This window comes from Nitrincola schmidtii, from assembly GCF_008973715.1.
Taxonomy (GTDB): Bacteria; Pseudomonadota; Gammaproteobacteria; order Pseudomonadales; family Balneatricaceae; genus Nitrincola; species Nitrincola schmidtii.
The window spans coordinates 1-16935 of sequence record NZ_WBOL01000007.1 but is presented as its reverse complement, the minus strand read 5'-3'; the positions used below and the strand labels follow the sequence as shown (position 1 = coordinate 16935).

The following is a 16935-nucleotide window of genomic DNA, read 5'->3' as shown; positions in this document are numbered from 1 at the left end:
TTAGAATTAATATGCATTTAATGCGTTGAGTAGTGCTTTATCCAAGTCATACACATCTGTAAATAGTTGAAGATCACCTTGAGAAAGCGCTTCTACCGTCCAGTATCCAAGAATAATGGTCACGGGTTGGCCTATATTGATATTGCGAGTCTGTCCACTGCTTAATAATGCATCAAACTGAGTCGCATGCGAACTATGAGTGGCTTCTAGAAGACTATTTACAAGCGTTTTGGCATCTTCGACCCGAATACATCCAGAACTGAAATAACGCTCATTCCGCTCAAATAGACGCTGATTAGGGGTGTCATGAAGATAGATGGCTTGTTGATTCGGAAAGCGTATCACCACTTGACCCAGCGCATTATGAGGACCTGCTGATTGCCTTAATAAAATAGCACCAGGGTTATCCCAATCGATTGAATCAGGATCTAAGCGATTACCCTGAGTATCCAAAACGGTTAGACGATTGCTTTGAATGTAAGTTGGATCCTTCTGAATTGCGGGCAATTTGTCTTGTCGATAAATTGTCGGTGGAATCGTCCAAGTTGGGTTGAGTGTAAAGTGACTAATCTCACTAATCATCAGAGGTGTTGGTCGATCACGACGACCCACTTGCGTTCGAGAAGTAAACACTAATTCGCCATCTTGATAATATTCCAGTTTTGCGCCAGCGATATTAGTTATAACGCGATTGTCAGTTAATGCTGGGTTTACTCTTCTCCAGCGCTCTAAATTGACTTGAATAGCAGCTAAATTTTGTTCAGGTGTGCGATTTAAGCGAGCAATCGTTTGCGGTCCCGCGATACCATCTGCCTCTAATCCTTGCGCTGCTTGAAATTGCCTTACCGCATCGCTCAGTACTTGATCATACATATTTGCATTAACGTCAGGTAATGGAAGTTGTAAATGCTGCCTTAAAAGGGTGACTCTAGGGTCGGTCATTCCGAGTCTCAACGACGGTCTATCAGGCGAGATTATAGGTAAGGCTGGTGATGCCAAAACCTCATCTAGAACTATTTGATGCGCTTGACGCAGGTTTTGATATTGATCAATGTTAGGGCGTGCATTTTCAAATGCGATACTCGGTTCATCTATATGGTTAATGGCTAGATGGACAATTTTTGCAACAGCATCTGGTTGTTGTTGCTGAAAATTTAAATAGCGTTCGACGTTGCTATTTCGTGTACGACCCAACATAAGATCGGCTATCGCCTCAAGATATGCACCACTGATCACGGCATCTTCCGCAGCAGAGAAATCCAAGATGCCATCATCCAGATTCGAGATCAGTTGTTGAATCCTTTTAAGCTGATAAGAGGAGGGGTTTAAACCGTCATGAACAAGATCCTGAATGGCTAACTCTAAATCTTTTAATCGTTCTAGGTTTTGCCACTGTGGATGCTTATCTGTTAAAAATAAAAACTCAACCAATAATGCATGGCGATCAGTAGAGATAGTCGATGCCGCTGCCTGTAGCGTAAAAAACAAACCAATGACATAAATCACCATTAGTTGTGATGTTTTTTTATACAGATGTTTTCCTATCATACGAAGCCTGCTACACTTGCCTAATTATTTTTTATGTTTGAAGCAATTGGTTATACGCTATTTTGTATAAATCGATGCTTTTAGTATAGACACATCCTGCATTGCTAATACGATTAATACCAGCATCAGGAAAAGTATTTTATCTGGAGAAGCCTATATGTCGCCAAAATTCACGCCGTTGACTGGTTTGTTTATTGCGTCACTGTTTTTGACTACCACCTCATCCGCTCAACTTCTTCCACATTATCTTACTGAAAAACTCTCTGCTGAAGCACCTGAACTCAATCAAGCCGTTTTGAATAAAGCCCTTTTATCAATGCAGTGCGCCACTAATAATGGTTTACCCAGTGCTGATCGCTTAGCTGTTATCGATTTTTCACTACCCTCCACTGACAAGCGTCTTTGGATCTTTGATTTAACAAAACATCAACTGATTCTTGAAGAACTCGTTGCTCATGGCAACAATACTGGTGACAAGTATGCCACTGATTTCTCAAATATTGTTGGCAGTCACCAATCCAGTATTGGTTTATTTAGAACTCAAGAAAGTTATTTTGGTCGTCACGGTTACTCACTTCGCATGGACGGCTTAGAGCCTGGCATCAATGACAAAGCTCGTGAGCGAGCCATTGTGATACATGCAGCGGATTACGTTGATCCAGAATGGATTGATCGCTACGGTCGTATCGGCCGCAGCCAAGGCTGTCCTGCCGTTAGACCAGAAATAGTCGATACTGTCGTTGATAACCTTAAAGGTGGTCAATTCTTGTTCACTTATTATCCTGATCAAGACTGGTTACAAAGTTCTGCATTTTTGAACTGCCAACCACAACGTGTTGCTCAATATGTTGCTCCGTTTACTAACGTAAGTACTAAGCAGGGAAGTTAGGCTAAGTTGTTTTAGCCAACGCGATACAGGTAAGCGAAATAACCTTAAGCCGTCAATCTTATAGCCGATAGCCTTAATGAGCAGTGAAAAATCTGTTAAGCTATCGGAAAGTTGGATTGACGGTTTTTTTATTTTTTAACTCTGCCAATCACGCTTGTTTCGAATTTTGTAGGAACAGATTTTCTTAGAAAATAGTTCCGAGGAGGTTGTATGAATATTGCTGCCACAGGTTCAGCAATCAGTGCTTTGAATTTTCAAATGGAATACGCATCAAAAGTGAATAAAATGGTTGTAGATCAAATGGAAACTCAAGGTGAGATGATCGTCAACTTAATTCCCGATGCTCCAGCCGGAGTCAAAGCAGACCCAACCAGTGCTGTAGGTCAAATTATTGATGTTCAGGTTTAACAACCTTTTCGATCTCATCTCTGAAAAGCACCCGCCTAACGCCGGTGCTTTTTTAGTGGATAACCTTAAAATCGAACGTAAAGCGATTAAGCATCTGTATCTTCGTATTGATCCGAGTAATGGACAGGTCTGTGTTTCTGCACCTAAACGAATGAAAGATGCTGAAATTGCTCAGTTTCTAGAACAAAAGCAGCACTGGATAGAGCGTAAGCGTAAGCAGCTACAGCATAAAGTTCAATTAAACCCGGTTTCGGCTCAAAACTTGAATCAAGTGCTTCTTTGGGGGCAGGAATACAAGGTCATCTTTTCAGAAGCCCAATATACTCATATCTCCATCTGTGAAGATAACCAACTTCATGTGCAGATGGATAAGAAAGATGACGAGGCGATTCAACATGCCTTAAATCTATGGTTAAGATCTCAACTGCAACAACGCATCCATGAGCGCTTACCTGTTTTTGAAAAAATCAGCCAAACAAAAGCTAAAGAGTGTCGAATCAAAGCGATGAAAACTCGCTGGGGTACTTGCAGTATTAGGGCAGCAAGAGTCTGGATTAATGCAGAACTCGTTCAATTGCCCCCAATCTGCCTTGATTACATTATTTTGCATGAGCTAGTTCACTTACATGAACCCAGTCACAACGCACGATTCCACGCATTAATGACTGAGTTTATGCCTAACTGGCGCGAGTCAGATACCCTACTTAACCGCTATCTACTTCCCAAGTAGCGTTACCCGTTCTAACCAAACAGCGATCGTCTTCCTGCTTTATCTTTAGCAGCGGGAGACTCTGCTTTTGGCTTTTTCACCTCTGCAGAACCTTGTTTCTGATTATTGCTGAACGAGCGTTTTTTCGATGGTGATGCTTTCTGAGTCGAGATCTTTTTACGATCTGTTGGCAGTCTTCCATCTTCAATAATAGGGACTGCTTCGATGAGGATTTCCTGACGAATCAGTTGCGTGATGTCTTGAAGAAAACGCTTTTCTTCAGTTGAAACAAACGAAATAGCCAAGCCTTTCTTGCCTGCACGACCGGTACGTCCGATACGATGCACATAGGCTTCAGGTTGGTTGGGCAAATCATAGTTGATCACTTGCGGTAAACTCTCTATATCGAGACCTCTTGCAGCAACATCGGTTGCCACTAACACACGCACCTCTTTTTGACTAAATCGAAGTAGGGCGTCATTACGTTCTCGCTGTGCTTTATCGCCATGAAGTGCAACCGAACTAATACCTTCACTGTTGAGATATTCATTCACTTGATCAGCACGCTTTTTGGTGCGCGTAAACACCAATGTTTGCGACCAATGACACTCACGAATCAAGTAACTTAAGATATCGGCTTTATCAGCATTGTCGACTGCAAAGGCACGTTGAGTAACGCCAGATGCCGATGGTTTATTTGGCGTTGTACTGACTCTACTCGGTGAGACCAGCATCTTATCCACTAATAACTGGATATTGGGATCGTAGGTTGCTGAAAAAAGTAAAGTTTGGCGCTTAGTAGGAATGTACTGCAGCAACTGACGCAATTCATCCGCAAAACCTAGATCCAGCATTCTATCCGCTTCATCTAATACTAGAATCTCAAGTTGACTTAACGAAAGCTTTTTCTGAAGCAGCATATCCAGTAAACGGCCAGGTGTTGCAACCAATATATCTGCACCACGTTTCATTTTTCGCAACTGATTATCAAAACGTACACCACCGTAAATAGAGATCACTCGCATTCCAAGTTGTGTACCATAATCCAGCATTTTATCACCGACTTGAATGGCTAATTCTCGCGTCGGTGTTAGCACTAAACCACGAATTTCATGATAGCCATCTTTAGTTTCTCGATGCTTGAGCTTCTCAATCATTGGCAAGGCAAAGGAAGCCGTTTTTCCCGTTCCTGTTTGCGCTTGAGCAACGAGGTCATCACCCCTAAGAATCAAAGGAATTGTCTGTGCTTGAATCGGTGTAGCCTCAGCATAACCTAACTGATCAAGCGTAAATTGCAATTCAGGGCATAAACCAAGTGATGAAAATAGAGTCATTCGTGTTAGATATCTAGTTTTAAAATAAGAAGTGAAGCATACCGCAACTTCCGCTGTATTTCTTTAGTCTTAACTCTTTTAGGAGTAGGATGAACCTTTGTTGCAATGCAGCATCAAAACCAATTTATGGATATACCGAGGTTAACGATGGCTACTAAGCAAAAATCGATTGAATTAGCGTTACAGGGTGGCGGTTCTCACGGAGCCTTAACGTGGGGTGTGCTGGACAGGCTGCTGGACGAGGAAGACCTTCAAATTGAAGGTGTCAGTGGCACCAGTGCAGGTGCAATGAATGCCGTTGTGTTAGCTGACGGTTTTGAAGAGGGTGGTCGTAGGGGTGCTCAAGCTTCACTAGAGAAATTCTGGAAGTCAGTCAGTGATGGCGCTAAAAATAGCCCTTTCCAACGCGATATTTGGTCACGCATCAATGGCACTTGGAGCCTTGATCATTCCCCTAGCTATATTTTCTTTGATCACCTGTCTCGTGTGCTTTCACCCTATGAATTAAACCCAATGAATCTCAATCCTTTGCGGGATGTTATTGAAGGGCAGGTTGACTTTGACCGCGTCAATCGCTGTAAGGCGATGAAGCTGTTCGTGACTGCTACCAATGTTAGATCTGGACGACCTAAAGTCTTTACTCAACCTGAAATTTCAGTCGATGCGATGTTAGCATCTGCTGCGTTGCCTTTTATGTTTCAGGCAGTTGAAATTGACGGAGAAGCCTATTGGGATGGTGGTTACGCTGGTAATCCGGCTCTTTATCCGCTGGTGGATGAGTGTGCGGCGCGGGATTTAATTCTAGTGCAGATCAACCCATTTTATCGTAATGAAGTACCGACCAGTGCTCGTGATATTATTAATCGTCTTAATGAAATCACGTTTAATGCAAGTTTAATCAAAGAATTACGTAGTATTAATCTACTAAAAGATTTAATTCAGTCGGAAGGCTTAGCGCATGAAGAATATCGCGATATGCGCCTTCATTGTATTCATGGAGAAGATGATCTTTGGCCACTTGAAGCCTCAAGCAAGCTCAATGCCGAGTGGGAGTATCTGTGTTATTTGAGAGATTTAGGGCGCACTAGAACAGATCAGTGGTTAACTGAAAATAAAGCGGCCATTGGCGAACGTACCACTTTTGATCCTGAATGGTTACTAGAGGGATCGGTTAAACCCATTCAGCATAAAAAGGAGTGCTAGTCATGATAGGTTTATTAGGTGTCTCTTTAGCTCTTGGACTGCTGATATTTTTTGCCTACCGCGGTGTCAGCGTGCTGTTATTAGGGCCGATTATGGCGCTGATTGCTGCCTTGTTTGCCGCAGGCACACCACTACTAGCAAGTTATACCCAGGTATTCATGGGATCTGCGGGTAACTTCATCACGCAATTTTTTCCATTGTTTTTGTTAGGTGCTATTTTTGGCAAATTGATGGATGACAGTCGCGCAGCCGAATCAATTAGCCAAACCATTGTTGGCAAGCTCGGTTCTGAGCGAGCTATTTTAGCAGTCGTGTTAGCCTGTGCAGTGTTAACTTATGGTGGAGTGTCACTTTTCGTGGTGGCCTTCGCGGTCTACCCGATAGCTGCGGCTCTGTTTAGGCAGGCAGACATCCCCAAGCGCTTGATACCAGCAACGATAGCCTTAGGTGCCTTCACCTTCACGATGACGGCGCTTCCGGGTACTCCTGCCATTCAGAACGCGATTCCGATGCCACACTTTGGCACAACGCCTTTTGCAGCACCTATTTTAGGTATCATCACCGCCGCGGTCATGTTTGCCATGGGGCAGTGGTGGTTATCTAGACAAGCATCGCTAGCAAAAGCGGGAGGTGAGGGTTATGGCAACCATCAAGATCAACCCGTTCAGTTTGATAAAAAACAACGAGAGCAGGCGTGCGGTGAAGGTTTTGATGTCACATTAATCGAACCCGAAAAAATCAGTGATCAACTACCACCTTTTGCGTTATCCATTGCGCCGGTGGTGTTAGTGATCGTGCTGAATTATGTGTTTAGCGCACATTTATTTCCTCGCTTTGATACTGAGTACTTAGCTTCGTCGTTGTATGGTAATACCTCCATCGACTCTGTTGTCGGTGTCTGGTCGATCATTGCATCACTCACGCTGGCAATTTTGTTGCTAATTGCCACCAATTGGCAGCGCTTGATGACTTTGCGTCAATCACTCGATGATGGCGCCAATGCATCCGTTCTACCGATTTTTAACACGGCAAGCTTGGTTGGTTTTGGTGCAGTCATAGCCGCGTTACCGGCGTTTGATCTGATTAAATCGGCAGTAGACAGTATTGGTGGTGGTAATCCACTGGTATCGCTGGCGTTATCAGTTAACGTACTGGCAGGGGTCACGGGATCTGCGTCTGGTGGTATGAGTATCGCGCTGCAAACTCTGGGGGCTGATTATCTGCTCCTTGCAAATCAGCTGGGTATATCACCTGACTTGTTGCATCGAGTAACCACAGTAGCGACCGGAGGGTTAGACAGTCTACCTCATAACGGAGCAGTGGTGACGCTATTGGCTATCTGTGGTTTAACACACCGAGAAGCCTACAAAGATATCTTTATGGTTGCCGTGCTTTTCCCAATACTGTCATTAGTCTTACTCGTCACACTGGGAAGTTTGTTTGGTTCTTTTTAAAAGGTACTCATAACAGAATTTAGATAAAGACTTAGATAAAGTCTTTGTAAAAGCTAGCACAGATAGAAGGTAAGCATTGTAAAACAAGCGAGGCTAAAGAGTATGTATTAATAATACACAATACGTATCCTGTACTTTGGCCTCGTTTTTTGTCAATCCAATGCAACAGGTCCCCATTCAGGATAATAATCACCAGGACCTTGGTTATCAGTCGCTGAGGAACCTCCCATTTGATGCATCACACCCCAGACAGCATTCAATGCGGTTTGTACTGCACCTTCCGCCCATGCAGGCGTCCAGCTGACATCATCACCCGCTAAAAACAATCCGCGCTGGTGCTCTGGTAAGTCTTGCTGCATAAAATGGCCATACATTCGATGGTTGTAACGATAATGCCCCGGTAAAGCGCCTTTAAACGCTCCTAGAAAGTTCGGATCATCTTCCCAGCTAATCGTGATAGGGTTGCTACGAATATGCTCTGAAATATCAACGTCAGGGTAGATTTTAGCAAGGGCGCTTAAGGCTAACTTTGTGCGCTGTTCGGCATCCAGCGGCAGCACTTTCAGTGCATCACTCATCCATGAATAGCTCAAGCAAATCACCCCGGGCTGACCTTCGCCGTGATCGAAAAGGTAGGTTCCTCGAGTTAATCTATCAGTTAAGGTCATCGACATAAGCTCATGACCTGTAATTGGATTTTTATCTTTCCAGAAAGGACGATCAACCATCACAAAGGTTTTAGCCGATTGCATATATCGAGTCCGATCTAACGCCATCCATAAAGGGTGGCTGAACAAATTTTCTTCAGTATCGATGGCCGTGGTTAACAGCCAGCTTTGACACGTACAAACAACGGCAGCGAACTCTTCTGTATAACCACGTGTGTCGGTAACGGCTAAGTCACCGGTTTGTGGATTTCGATAGATCTTTGCCGCTCCGGGTCGAGGTGCACCTTGGTTCAATGACTGAAGGGAGGTACCGGATGGCCAATAATCAAGCTTGTCAGGTTGATGCTGCCATAAACGGCGAGGTAACTGCTCTGCACCCCCGACAATCAGATGTTGATCGGTATCACAACCGGTGACGTTAACACGTAAAATTTCCAACATCGTATTGGAAAAATCTGAGTCCCATCCTCCGGTTCCAAAGCCGACTTGACCAAACACTTCACGATGACGAAAGCTCAGTGCTTTAAATGCTGAAGAAGTGCTAATAAAATCATAAAAGGTTCGTTCATCCCATTGTTTCACAATAGGATTCCAAATAGCTTTAATCGCTTTCGCATCTCGACGCAGTATCGCATCTTGAAGCTCACTAAATCGTGCACCTTCCTCTAAAGCACTGTCATAAGCCTTGGCAACTTCTTGAAAAATATTAGGAAGATCATCTAGCGTTTGGGCATAAAACCGCTCACCTTCTAATTCAATAACGGTAGAACCAGCCGCAGGGGTTAAAGGGTTAGGGAAGGGTGATGTGTTCAAGCCCATCGCGTCTACATAATGATAAAAGGCTCTCGATGAACGAGGAAACCGCATCCCTCCAAGTTCTGCTACAACCTGATCGTTGCCATCAAAATGAGCAGAGCGCAAACGACCACCTAAGCGTCCAGCTTCATAAAATATTGGTTGTAATCCCAGCTTCATCAGTTCGTAGCCACAGACTAATCCTGCAATCCCAGCACCAATGATCGCCACTTTGGTTCCCTGTGCTTGCTCAGGAATAGAACCTAACCCTTTCGGGTGCTGCAACCAGGTATCATAAGCAAAAGGAAAATCTGGACCAAACATTGAAAAAGGGGCTTCAGACATAATCGGCTCCATAAAGGCTACTTTTTTTATCATTATTTGTGTTTGTTTTATGTTCAAAGGAAGGATACAGATCCAAGCGACGATCATTCAAATAGGTCAGCTCTTCACGTATTTGCTGTATGTCAGATGCGTTAATATCAGCAATCAATAAGACCTCTTGCCTATCATCAGCAAGGGCAAGGCGCTTGCCATTAGCAGCGCAGATCGATGAATAACCACAATAATCAAGCTGATCACCCATTCCAACAAAGTTGCTATAAGCAATTGCCATGGCATTTTCCATTGCCCTGACGGGAATCATATGGGTAGCCACTTGATGAAAGGGATGCATGTTTGCCGTAGGCACCAACAATAGATCACAACCCTGTTGCCGATGAAAGCGCGCCAATTCAGGAAACTCGATGTCATAACAAATTGCTAAACTGATGTATAATCCACCATAGAAAACAGGCTTAAGCAGCTGATTTCCTTGCTCAAAACGACTACGATCGAGATCACCGTACAAATGCACTTTTCGATAGTGCTGTAACAATTCCCCATTGGCTGAAATGAAAATTACTGAATTGTAAAATCGACCTTGATCATCTTGTTCTGCAAAACCCACCACCAGTGCAATCTGATGTTGCATAGCCAGTTGCTGAACCTTATGAAGTGTTTCGCTGGTATTAATAAATAAGGCGTTACGACCCAGATCTTGTTTTTTTAATTCATAGTCGTTAAGTGCCATTTCAGGCGTGAGTAATAATTCTGCGCCTTGCTGTTTTGCCTTGATACAAAGATCAGATAAGCGTACCAAATCATTATTAAGTAACGCTTTAGGCGCAATTTGAGCCACTGCTAAACGCATAGAGATGCTCCAAATTCAAAAGACATCTGAAGCATAGTCTATTTTTAAGACGTTAGGGCAGAACCACTCGTATTGCCAAACCGATCAACACGACACCGGTTAATTGCTCTATGCGCTTCATGTGGCGACGTAACCAGGTGAGTAAATGAGCTTGAGAGAAGAGTAACGCAACCAGTGCATACCAAAGACCATCGACGATAGCGACGGTAAGCACCATAATAATTTGAGTCTGAAATGTTTGGTCTGCTGTGACAAATTGAGAAAATAAAGCTGCAAAAAAGACTGCAAGTTTCGGATTCAATAATGAAATGAGTGCACCTGAGCGTATCGCACTCCAATAACTTTCTTTTGCACCGGCCTCAGCTTGCAAATGTGGTGCTGCTGCAAAACGCAACGCGTTAAAACCCATCCACACCAAGTAGGCTGCACCTAGCCAGCTTAAAAGCTGATATGCCACAGGGTTTTGGCTTACTAACAAACCTAAACCCCAAACAGTGGCGATGGCCCAAAGACCCACACCTGATGCGTGTGCAGCACCCGCTAAAATACCATGAGCACGGCCATTACTGACGGTTTGACGTAACACAACGGCTAAGCTAGGACCTGGCGACATAGCGCCCAATACACAAATGAGTAACAACGAAAACCACAACATTAACGACATAATTACCTACAGAAAAAATCATTTGTCATATCTGAGATATAAAAGCTTAGGCATAATATCCTTTTGATCATAAAAATGGGAGGCAGACCGTGCAAACGATTCTGATTACAGGATGTTCAAGCGGCATTGGCAAACACTGTGCAATTCGCTTAAAGGAACTCGGTTATCAAGTTTTTGCGACAGCGCGTCATTACGATGACGTCAAAGCGCTGAAGGCTGATGGTTTCAATGCTCTGCAGTTGGATCTCGACTCATCCGAGTCCATTCAACAGGCTGTTAACGAAGTTTTTGAACAAACCGGTGGACGCTTGGATGCGTTGTTCAATAATGGTGCTTACGGTCAACCCGGAGCTGCCGAAGATTTAACTCGTGATGTATTGCGACAGCAATTTGAAAGTAACTTTTTTGGCTGGGTAGAGCTGACCAACCGCATTTTACCGATCATGCGCCAGCAAGGGCATGGACGCATTATCATGAACTCATCGGTATTAGGATTCGTCGCCTTAAAATATCGCGGTGCTTACAATGCGTCAAAATTTGCCATCGAAGGCATAACAGACACCTATCGGTTGGAACTGAAGGGCAGTGGTATTGATATATGCTTGATAGAACCCGGTCCCGTTGAAAGTGATTTTCGTCAAAATGCCTTAGCTGCATTTAAGCGCAATATCGTCATCGAAAACAGCCCACACAAAGCCGTGTATACGCAAGTGATGCAGCGCTTATCGGATGGAGATCCCAAGTCAGGGGCGTTCACCTTACCCCCTGAATCAGTCTTTAAATCACTTAAGCACGCGTTGGAAAGCCCAAGACCCAAAGCGCGCTATTACGTTACAACACCGACTTACCTTTTTGGTTTTCTTAAACGCATACTACCCACTAGGTGGTTGGATGTGATTTTAAGTCGTTCTTCTAACTGAAATTGGCTTAACGCTTAATTAAGAATTCCCTGGCTGCGAAGGTAATCATCGTAACTACCACTAAAATCTGTGATTCCATGCGGTGTTATTTCAAGAATACGGGTCGCCAGCGATGATACAAACTCCCTGTCATGACTGACAAAAATTAATGTCCCTGGGTAGTTTTCCAGTGCTAAGTTGAGGGCTTCAATCGACTCCATATCCAAGTGGTTGGTCGGCTCATCCATCAGCATCACGTTAGGCTTTAAGAGAGTCAGTTTGCCAAATAGCATGCGACCTTGCTCACCACCCGAAATCACTTTAACGGATTTGTGTATATCATCGCCGGAAAAGAGCATTCGACCTAAGGCACCACGAATAGCTTGTTCACCAGACTGAGTCCACTGTGACATCCACTCAAACAACGTAGCCGGGTTACTAAAGTCATCCGCATGATCCTGAGCGAAATAACCAACCTCGGCACTGTCTGTCCATTTCACTTCACCCGAATCGGCTTTTAATTTACCCGCCATGCAATTAAGCAGGGTCGTTTTACCGATACCGTTAGGACCGATAATCGCAACACGCTCACCCGCCTCAATCTTAATACTTAATTTATTAAACAGTGGCTTAGCATCGAAACCTTTAGTTAATTCTAATAGGGTGACGGCTTGTCTGTGCAGCTTTTTCTGTTGTTCGAAGCGAATAAAAGGACTGACGCGGCTTGAAGGTTTTACTTCATCAAGCTGAATCTTATCAATTTGTCGCGCACGCGAAGTGGCTTGTTTTGCCTTGGATGCATTCGCCGAGAAACGGCTAACAAAGCTCTGTAATTCTGCTATTTGCGTTTTCTTCTTGGCGTTATCACTGAGTAAACGTTCACGCGCTTGAGTTGCTGCGGTCATATACTGATCGTAATTACCCGGAAACAAACGCACTTCACCGTAATCCAAATCTGCCATATGCGTACAGACTTGATTCAAAAAGTGACGGTCGTGGGAAATGATCACCATGGTACTGTTGCGCGCAACCAAAATACTTTCTAACCAACGAATCGTGTTGATATCCAAATGGTTAGTCGGCTCATCAAGCAGTAATACATCAGGATCTGAGAACAGCGCTTGTGCCAATAAGACACGTAATTTCCATCCAGGGGCGAGGGCGCTCATTAAACCAAAATGCTGCTCTATTGGGATATCTAAACCTAACAGTAACTCACCCGCACGAGATTCAGCGGTGTAGCCATCCATTTCAGCAAATTCGACCTCCAACTCAGCAACCGCCATGCCGTCGTCTTCAGACATCTCGGCAAGCCCGTAGATGCGATCTCGTTCTGCTTTAACTTTCCACAGCGCCTCATGTCCCATAATGACGGTATCAATGACTGTGCAGTCTTCATAAGCAAACTGATCCTGACGCAGTTTACCCAAACGCGTATGCGCATCGAGCATCACTTGGCCGCTACTAGGCTCTAGATCACCACCCAAAATTTTCATTAGGGTAGATTTGCCGCAGCCATTAGCACCAATCAAGCCATAACGATTGCCATTGCCAAACTTTACAGAAACATTTTCAAACAGAGGAGCCGCACCAAATTGCATGGTGAGATTAGCGGTAGAGATCAAAGTAGAACCTTTAAGAGTAGGGCGAGTCGTATCGCATAACGAAAAGCGGCGATTATACAGGTGGAATGCACAACTGACTATGATGATTATCTTTCAAAAACCAAAACTAACCTGAGCTGTCCATGTAAATCTTGTATAAACCCGTAAAGCTAAAGGTTAGAGTGCACCGTTTTGTAAAGACTGTCTGCACAGTGGTGTAATTGCTTTGTTAAGTGATGATGTGTCTAACGAGATGAAGTCGCCAGAAACACACCTGCAGTTACAAACATGCCGCCAAATATACGATTTTGTATGCTCAACATTCTAGGATTTTGAAACCAGTGCCGGAACTGTCCGGCCAGCAGCGCATAGGCTGTCATCATCACTAAATCAACGCCCACCATTGTTGCTCCAATAATTAGATATTGAGGCAACTGCGGTTCATTCACATTAATAAACTGAGGCACCAATGCAGCGATAAAGATAACCGCTTTTGGATTGGTCAAATTGACAAACAACCCCTGTCTAAACAGTTTACTCCCTCTGGAAACGTGAACGTGGTCTGTATCAATGGGTTTAACGGTTGCTCTCCATTTTTGGATACCTAACCAGATCAGGTAGGCTGCACCAACAATTTTCATGATTAAAAAAGCAGTGCTTGACGTCGCCAGCAGTGCGCCTAAGCCAAGTGCAACAATCCCAAGGTGAGCCAGTAAAGCTAATTCCAGCCCCAATAGAGTTCGAAACACATAGCTGTAGCGATAACGTAGCCCCGTAGCCAATACAAGAACTGAACCGGGTCCTGGGGTAATGGCAATGACAACAGCAGCAGCAATAAAGGCAAGCCAAAGGCTTAAACTCATAATGACGAAGTCTCCAAAAGAAGAGTATGGCGGTTTTCTAAGTAGCGCTCTATGGCGTCAATAGTTACCTCATCTAGAATACCCAAACGCGGGCCTTTGAAATAGCCTAGCTGCTCTAAACAAGACTGTAATGTTCGCAATTCCATCCGCATTCCAACTCGCCCAAGATTAACGCCTACCTTTCCATCACTGTATTCAAGTCGTTCAAGAGACGTATCTGTGCGATCAATCAGCTCTGCAGTACTTAAGTGCGACAATGCAGATTCAATAGGTGCTGGACGCATGTTGTCACAGCCCGTTAATAACGATAGGAAAATAACTACAAGAAAAAGAAACAGGTAATTACGCATTACAATTATTTCACTAGGGTCAATATAGTGGAAGGGCGCGTCCTTACGCCCATTCAGTTTATTTCACTTTTTCTATCTCACCACTTTCAATCTTAGCCCAATATTTGTTCACTTCGCGCTTAACAACCGGAAGCAGCAAATAAATACCAATGATATTGGGAATTGCCATAGCGAACAGCATGGAGTCTGAGAAGTCAATCACAGGGCCCAAGCTCATGCTGGCACCAATAATGATGAATAGGCAGAAGACAAAGTTATAGGCATTTTCCTTAGCCTTACCCTCACCAACAAGATACGTCCAGCTTTTCAACCCGTAGTAAGACCATGCGAACATGGTTGATAGCGCAAATAACACGACAGCAACAGCCAACACCACAGGAAACCATGGAAGAACCGTAGCGTATGCAGCAGAAGTTAATTCAACCCCAGTCAAATCCGTTAACAGCGCACCCGAAATGATGATGACAAGAGCGGTCATCGTACAAATCACAACGGTATCAATAAAAGGCTCAAGCAAGGCAACAAAGCCCTCAGAAACAGGCTCGCTGGTGCGTGCTGCAGAGTGAGCAATGGCAGCCGACCCAATGCCGGCCTCATTAGAAAACGCTGCGCGCCTAAACCCTTGAATCATGGCGCCGAGCACACCACCCACAACACCTTCACCAGTAAAAGCACCTCGGAAAATTTCACCGAAAGCCCAACCCACCATATCAATATTGACACCGATAATAACCAGCCCTGCCAGAAAATATAGACCTGCCATCGTCGGTATTAGCTTCTCTGTCACACGACCAATGGATTTAATGCCACCAATAATGACACTGCCAACCACTATCGCCATGAGTAAACCAAACAGCCAACCTTTGCCTACCCAGAAGCTTTCATCACCACCCGTGACGTTTACAATTTGAGAGTAGGCTTGGTTTGCCTGAAACATATTGCCACCACCCAGCGCTCCACCAATACAGCAAATCGCAAAAACAACAGCAAAAAATTTGCCCAAGCCGCCCATATTGCGCTCTTCTCTTAGGCCGCGCTCTAAGTAATACATGGGACCACCTGATACTTTGCCGCCAGGTAATTCGTTGCGGTATTTCTGACCCAAAATACACTCGGTAAATTTAGAGGCCATACCCAACAAGCCTGCAAGAATCATCCAGAAGGTTGCCCCAGCACCACCGATAGAGACAGCCACCGCAACCCCTGCAATATTACCTAAGCCAACCGTACCCGAGAGGGCTGTTGTCAGTGCTTGGAAATGAGAAACCTCACCTGCATCGCCAGGCTTTGAATAGCGGCCACGAACGAGATCAATCGCATGTTTGAAGCCGCGAAACTGTATAAATTTAAAAAATAGAGTGGCGACAAGCCCACAAATAACCAGCCAGCCAACGATGAGTGGGAATTGAACGCCACCAATGGGTACTGAATAAAAAATAACATTGACGATAGGATTGGCTATGGGCTCAAAAACACGACTGATTGCTTCATCAAGACCGCCGCTTTGCGCAACGCTTTGTGAAGAAAAGCCAAGAAGTATTGCAATCGTACTCAAACGTAATATGAAATTATGCATCCGAAAATCTCCAGTAGAGAGAACTGCTTACACCAGGAACTGTATAAAAACAGTCAAATCAAAAGGGCATGTGTTTTTTTCAGGGAACAATAGTGACAGGCACCGGAGAGCTCTGAATTAAGGACATGCCAACGCTTCCGACTAATAGTTTGGTTAGCTTAGAAGCACCCTTACGGCCAACAAAAATCTGCGAATCAGGCTTGCCCTTTGCGATTCCACAAATAATTTCAGTTGGATTGCCGTACTGAACTTCACTAGTGATTTCGACACCAGCCTTGCGCATTTTTTCGACAATAGGTTCGATGAACTTCTCAGCGCTAGCAACTTCTTGCTTCTTTCGCTCGTGTCGTTCACGCATTTCATCACTGGACATGAATTTGTAGGGAGACCATTCGAGTACATGGACTAGGTGGATTGAAGCGGATTGATGCACAGCACAGGCAATTGCAAAGTCTAAAGCTCGTTGGCATGCATCAGTGCCATCGAAGCCGACTATAAAGGTTTTGACCATTATCTTTCCCCATATGATGTTTTTAAATTACGAGGGGGTGCAGCCAAGCTATAACTAAAAGTCAAAAAACCAACTCAAAGTCCTTTTTATTTTTAATAACAATTCATTCTTGACTGGAAAAATATTTACACGTTTTACAGTTGTAAACGCTGCTCTAAAACCGCGTATATTTGCCGAATATCTTCCTCGTTAGTTTTTTCCTAATTTCACTTAATGTGTTCGACGGATTCAGTTTTGATGAGTGAATGGGTATTTGTTGGAGAATAGT

At 44.1% G+C, this 16935-nt stretch carries 16 protein-coding genes; 6 read left to right on the top strand and 10 right to left on the bottom strand.

The features are described from left to right. Positions 1-6: 6 nt before the first annotated feature. Positions 7-1548, bottom strand: coding sequence for a L,D-transpeptidase family protein (locus F7R24_RS07650; protein WP_151670667.1), 1542 nt, complete (start codon positions 1546-1548; stop codon positions 7-9). A 157-nt stretch (positions 1549-1705) separates the two neighbouring features. Between F7R24_RS07650 and F7R24_RS07645 the strand changes: the two genes are divergently transcribed. The 3 genes from F7R24_RS07645 to F7R24_RS07635 all read left to right on the top strand — a co-directional run bounded on the left by F7R24_RS07645 (position 1706) and on the right by F7R24_RS07635 (position 3575). Next, the gene (locus F7R24_RS07645) at positions 1706-2437 is read left to right on the top strand and encodes a murein L,D-transpeptidase catalytic domain family protein (RefSeq protein WP_151670666.1); all 732 of its coding nucleotides are present in this window, start codon (positions 1706-1708) and stop codon (positions 2435-2437) included. 210 nt (positions 2438-2647) lie between these two features. Further along, positions 2648-2845 carry a hypothetical protein gene (locus F7R24_RS07640; RefSeq protein ID WP_151670665.1) on the top strand — a complete coding sequence of 66 codons (198 nt, stop codon included), beginning with the start codon at positions 2648-2650 and terminating at the stop codon, positions 2843-2845. Continuing rightward, a complete protein-coding gene (locus F7R24_RS07635; RefSeq protein ID WP_151670664.1) occupies positions 2832-3575 on the top strand; it encodes a M48 family metallopeptidase in 744 nt (247 codons plus the stop codon). Before F7R24_RS07640 ends, F7R24_RS07635 begins: the two co-directional genes overlap by 14 nt. Positions 3576-3586: 11 nt before the next feature. Here F7R24_RS07635 and F7R24_RS07630 read toward each other — a convergent pair whose 3' ends face one another. Next, on the bottom strand, positions 3587-4888 hold the full coding sequence (locus F7R24_RS07630; RefSeq protein ID WP_151670663.1) for a DEAD/DEAH box helicase: 1302 nt from the start codon (positions 4886-4888) through the stop codon (positions 3587-3589). Positions 4889-5035: 147 nt separating this feature from the next. On the opposite strand from F7R24_RS07630, the gene F7R24_RS07625 reads away from it, so the two are divergent. Both F7R24_RS07625 and F7R24_RS07620 read left to right on the top strand, forming a co-directional pair. Next, positions 5036-6091, top strand: a complete 1056-nt coding sequence (locus F7R24_RS07625) for a patatin-like phospholipase family protein (RefSeq protein ID WP_151670662.1) — start codon at positions 5036-5038, stop codon at positions 6089-6091. A 2-nt stretch (positions 6092-6093) separates the two neighbouring features. Beyond that, the gene (locus F7R24_RS07620) at positions 6094-7545 is read left to right on the top strand and encodes a GntP family permease (protein ID WP_151670661.1); all 1452 of its coding nucleotides are present in this window, start codon (positions 6094-6096) and stop codon (positions 7543-7545) included. Between the two features lie 152 nt (positions 7546-7697). Here F7R24_RS07620 and F7R24_RS07615 read toward each other — a convergent pair whose 3' ends face one another. From F7R24_RS07615 to F7R24_RS07605, 3 genes are read right to left on the bottom strand one after another with little or no spacing between them, the layout of a single operon-like run. Beyond that, entirely contained in the window at positions 7698-9353 is a 1656-nt protein-coding gene (locus tag F7R24_RS07615) for a flavin monoamine oxidase family protein (RefSeq protein ID WP_151670660.1), read from the bottom strand. Then, positions 9346-10200 carry a nitrilase-related carbon-nitrogen hydrolase gene (locus F7R24_RS07610; protein WP_151670659.1) on the bottom strand — a complete coding sequence of 285 codons (855 nt, stop codon included), beginning with the start codon at positions 10198-10200 and terminating at the stop codon, positions 9346-9348. Before F7R24_RS07610 ends, F7R24_RS07615 begins: the two co-directional genes overlap by 8 nt. A gap of 52 nt (positions 10201-10252) precedes the next feature. Continuing rightward, on the bottom strand, positions 10253-10855 hold the full coding sequence (locus tag F7R24_RS07605) for a LysE family translocator (protein WP_338087098.1): 603 nt from the start codon (positions 10853-10855) through the stop codon (positions 10253-10255). A 98-nt stretch (positions 10856-10953) separates the two neighbouring features. Between F7R24_RS07605 and F7R24_RS07600 the strand changes: the two genes are divergently transcribed. Then, positions 10954-11784 (top strand): SDR family oxidoreductase, encoded by an 831-nt coding sequence (locus F7R24_RS07600; protein ID WP_151670657.1) that lies wholly within the window; start codon positions 10954-10956, stop codon positions 11782-11784. A 14-nt stretch (positions 11785-11798) separates the two neighbouring features. Here F7R24_RS07600 and F7R24_RS07595 read toward each other — a convergent pair whose 3' ends face one another. The 5 genes from F7R24_RS07595 to F7R24_RS07575 all read right to left on the bottom strand — a co-directional run bounded on the left by F7R24_RS07595 (position 11799) and on the right by F7R24_RS07575 (position 16667). Then, the gene (locus F7R24_RS07595) at positions 11799-13388 is read right to left on the bottom strand and encodes an ABC-F family ATPase (protein WP_151670656.1); all 1590 of its coding nucleotides are present in this window, start codon (positions 13386-13388) and stop codon (positions 11799-11801) included. A 224-nt stretch (positions 13389-13612) separates the two neighbouring features. Then, a complete protein-coding gene (locus F7R24_RS07590; RefSeq protein ID WP_151670655.1) occupies positions 13613-14230 on the bottom strand; it encodes a LysE family transporter in 618 nt (205 codons plus the stop codon). Beyond that, a complete protein-coding gene (locus F7R24_RS07585; RefSeq protein ID WP_151670654.1) occupies positions 14227-14514 on the bottom strand; it encodes a peptidoglycan-binding domain-containing protein in 288 nt (95 codons plus the stop codon). The genes F7R24_RS07590 and F7R24_RS07585 overlap by 4 nt, the downstream gene beginning before the upstream one ends. A gap of 124 nt (positions 14515-14638) precedes the next feature. Beyond that, positions 14639-16156: an alanine/glycine:cation symporter family protein gene (locus F7R24_RS07580; protein WP_151670653.1), complete on the bottom strand. Its 1518-nt coding sequence runs from the start codon at positions 16154-16156 to the stop codon at positions 14639-14641. 79 nt (positions 16157-16235) lie between these two features. Continuing rightward, positions 16236-16667, bottom strand: coding sequence for a universal stress protein (locus F7R24_RS07575; RefSeq protein WP_151670652.1), 432 nt, complete (start codon positions 16665-16667; stop codon positions 16236-16238). Between the last annotated feature and the right edge of the window lie 268 nt (positions 16668-16935).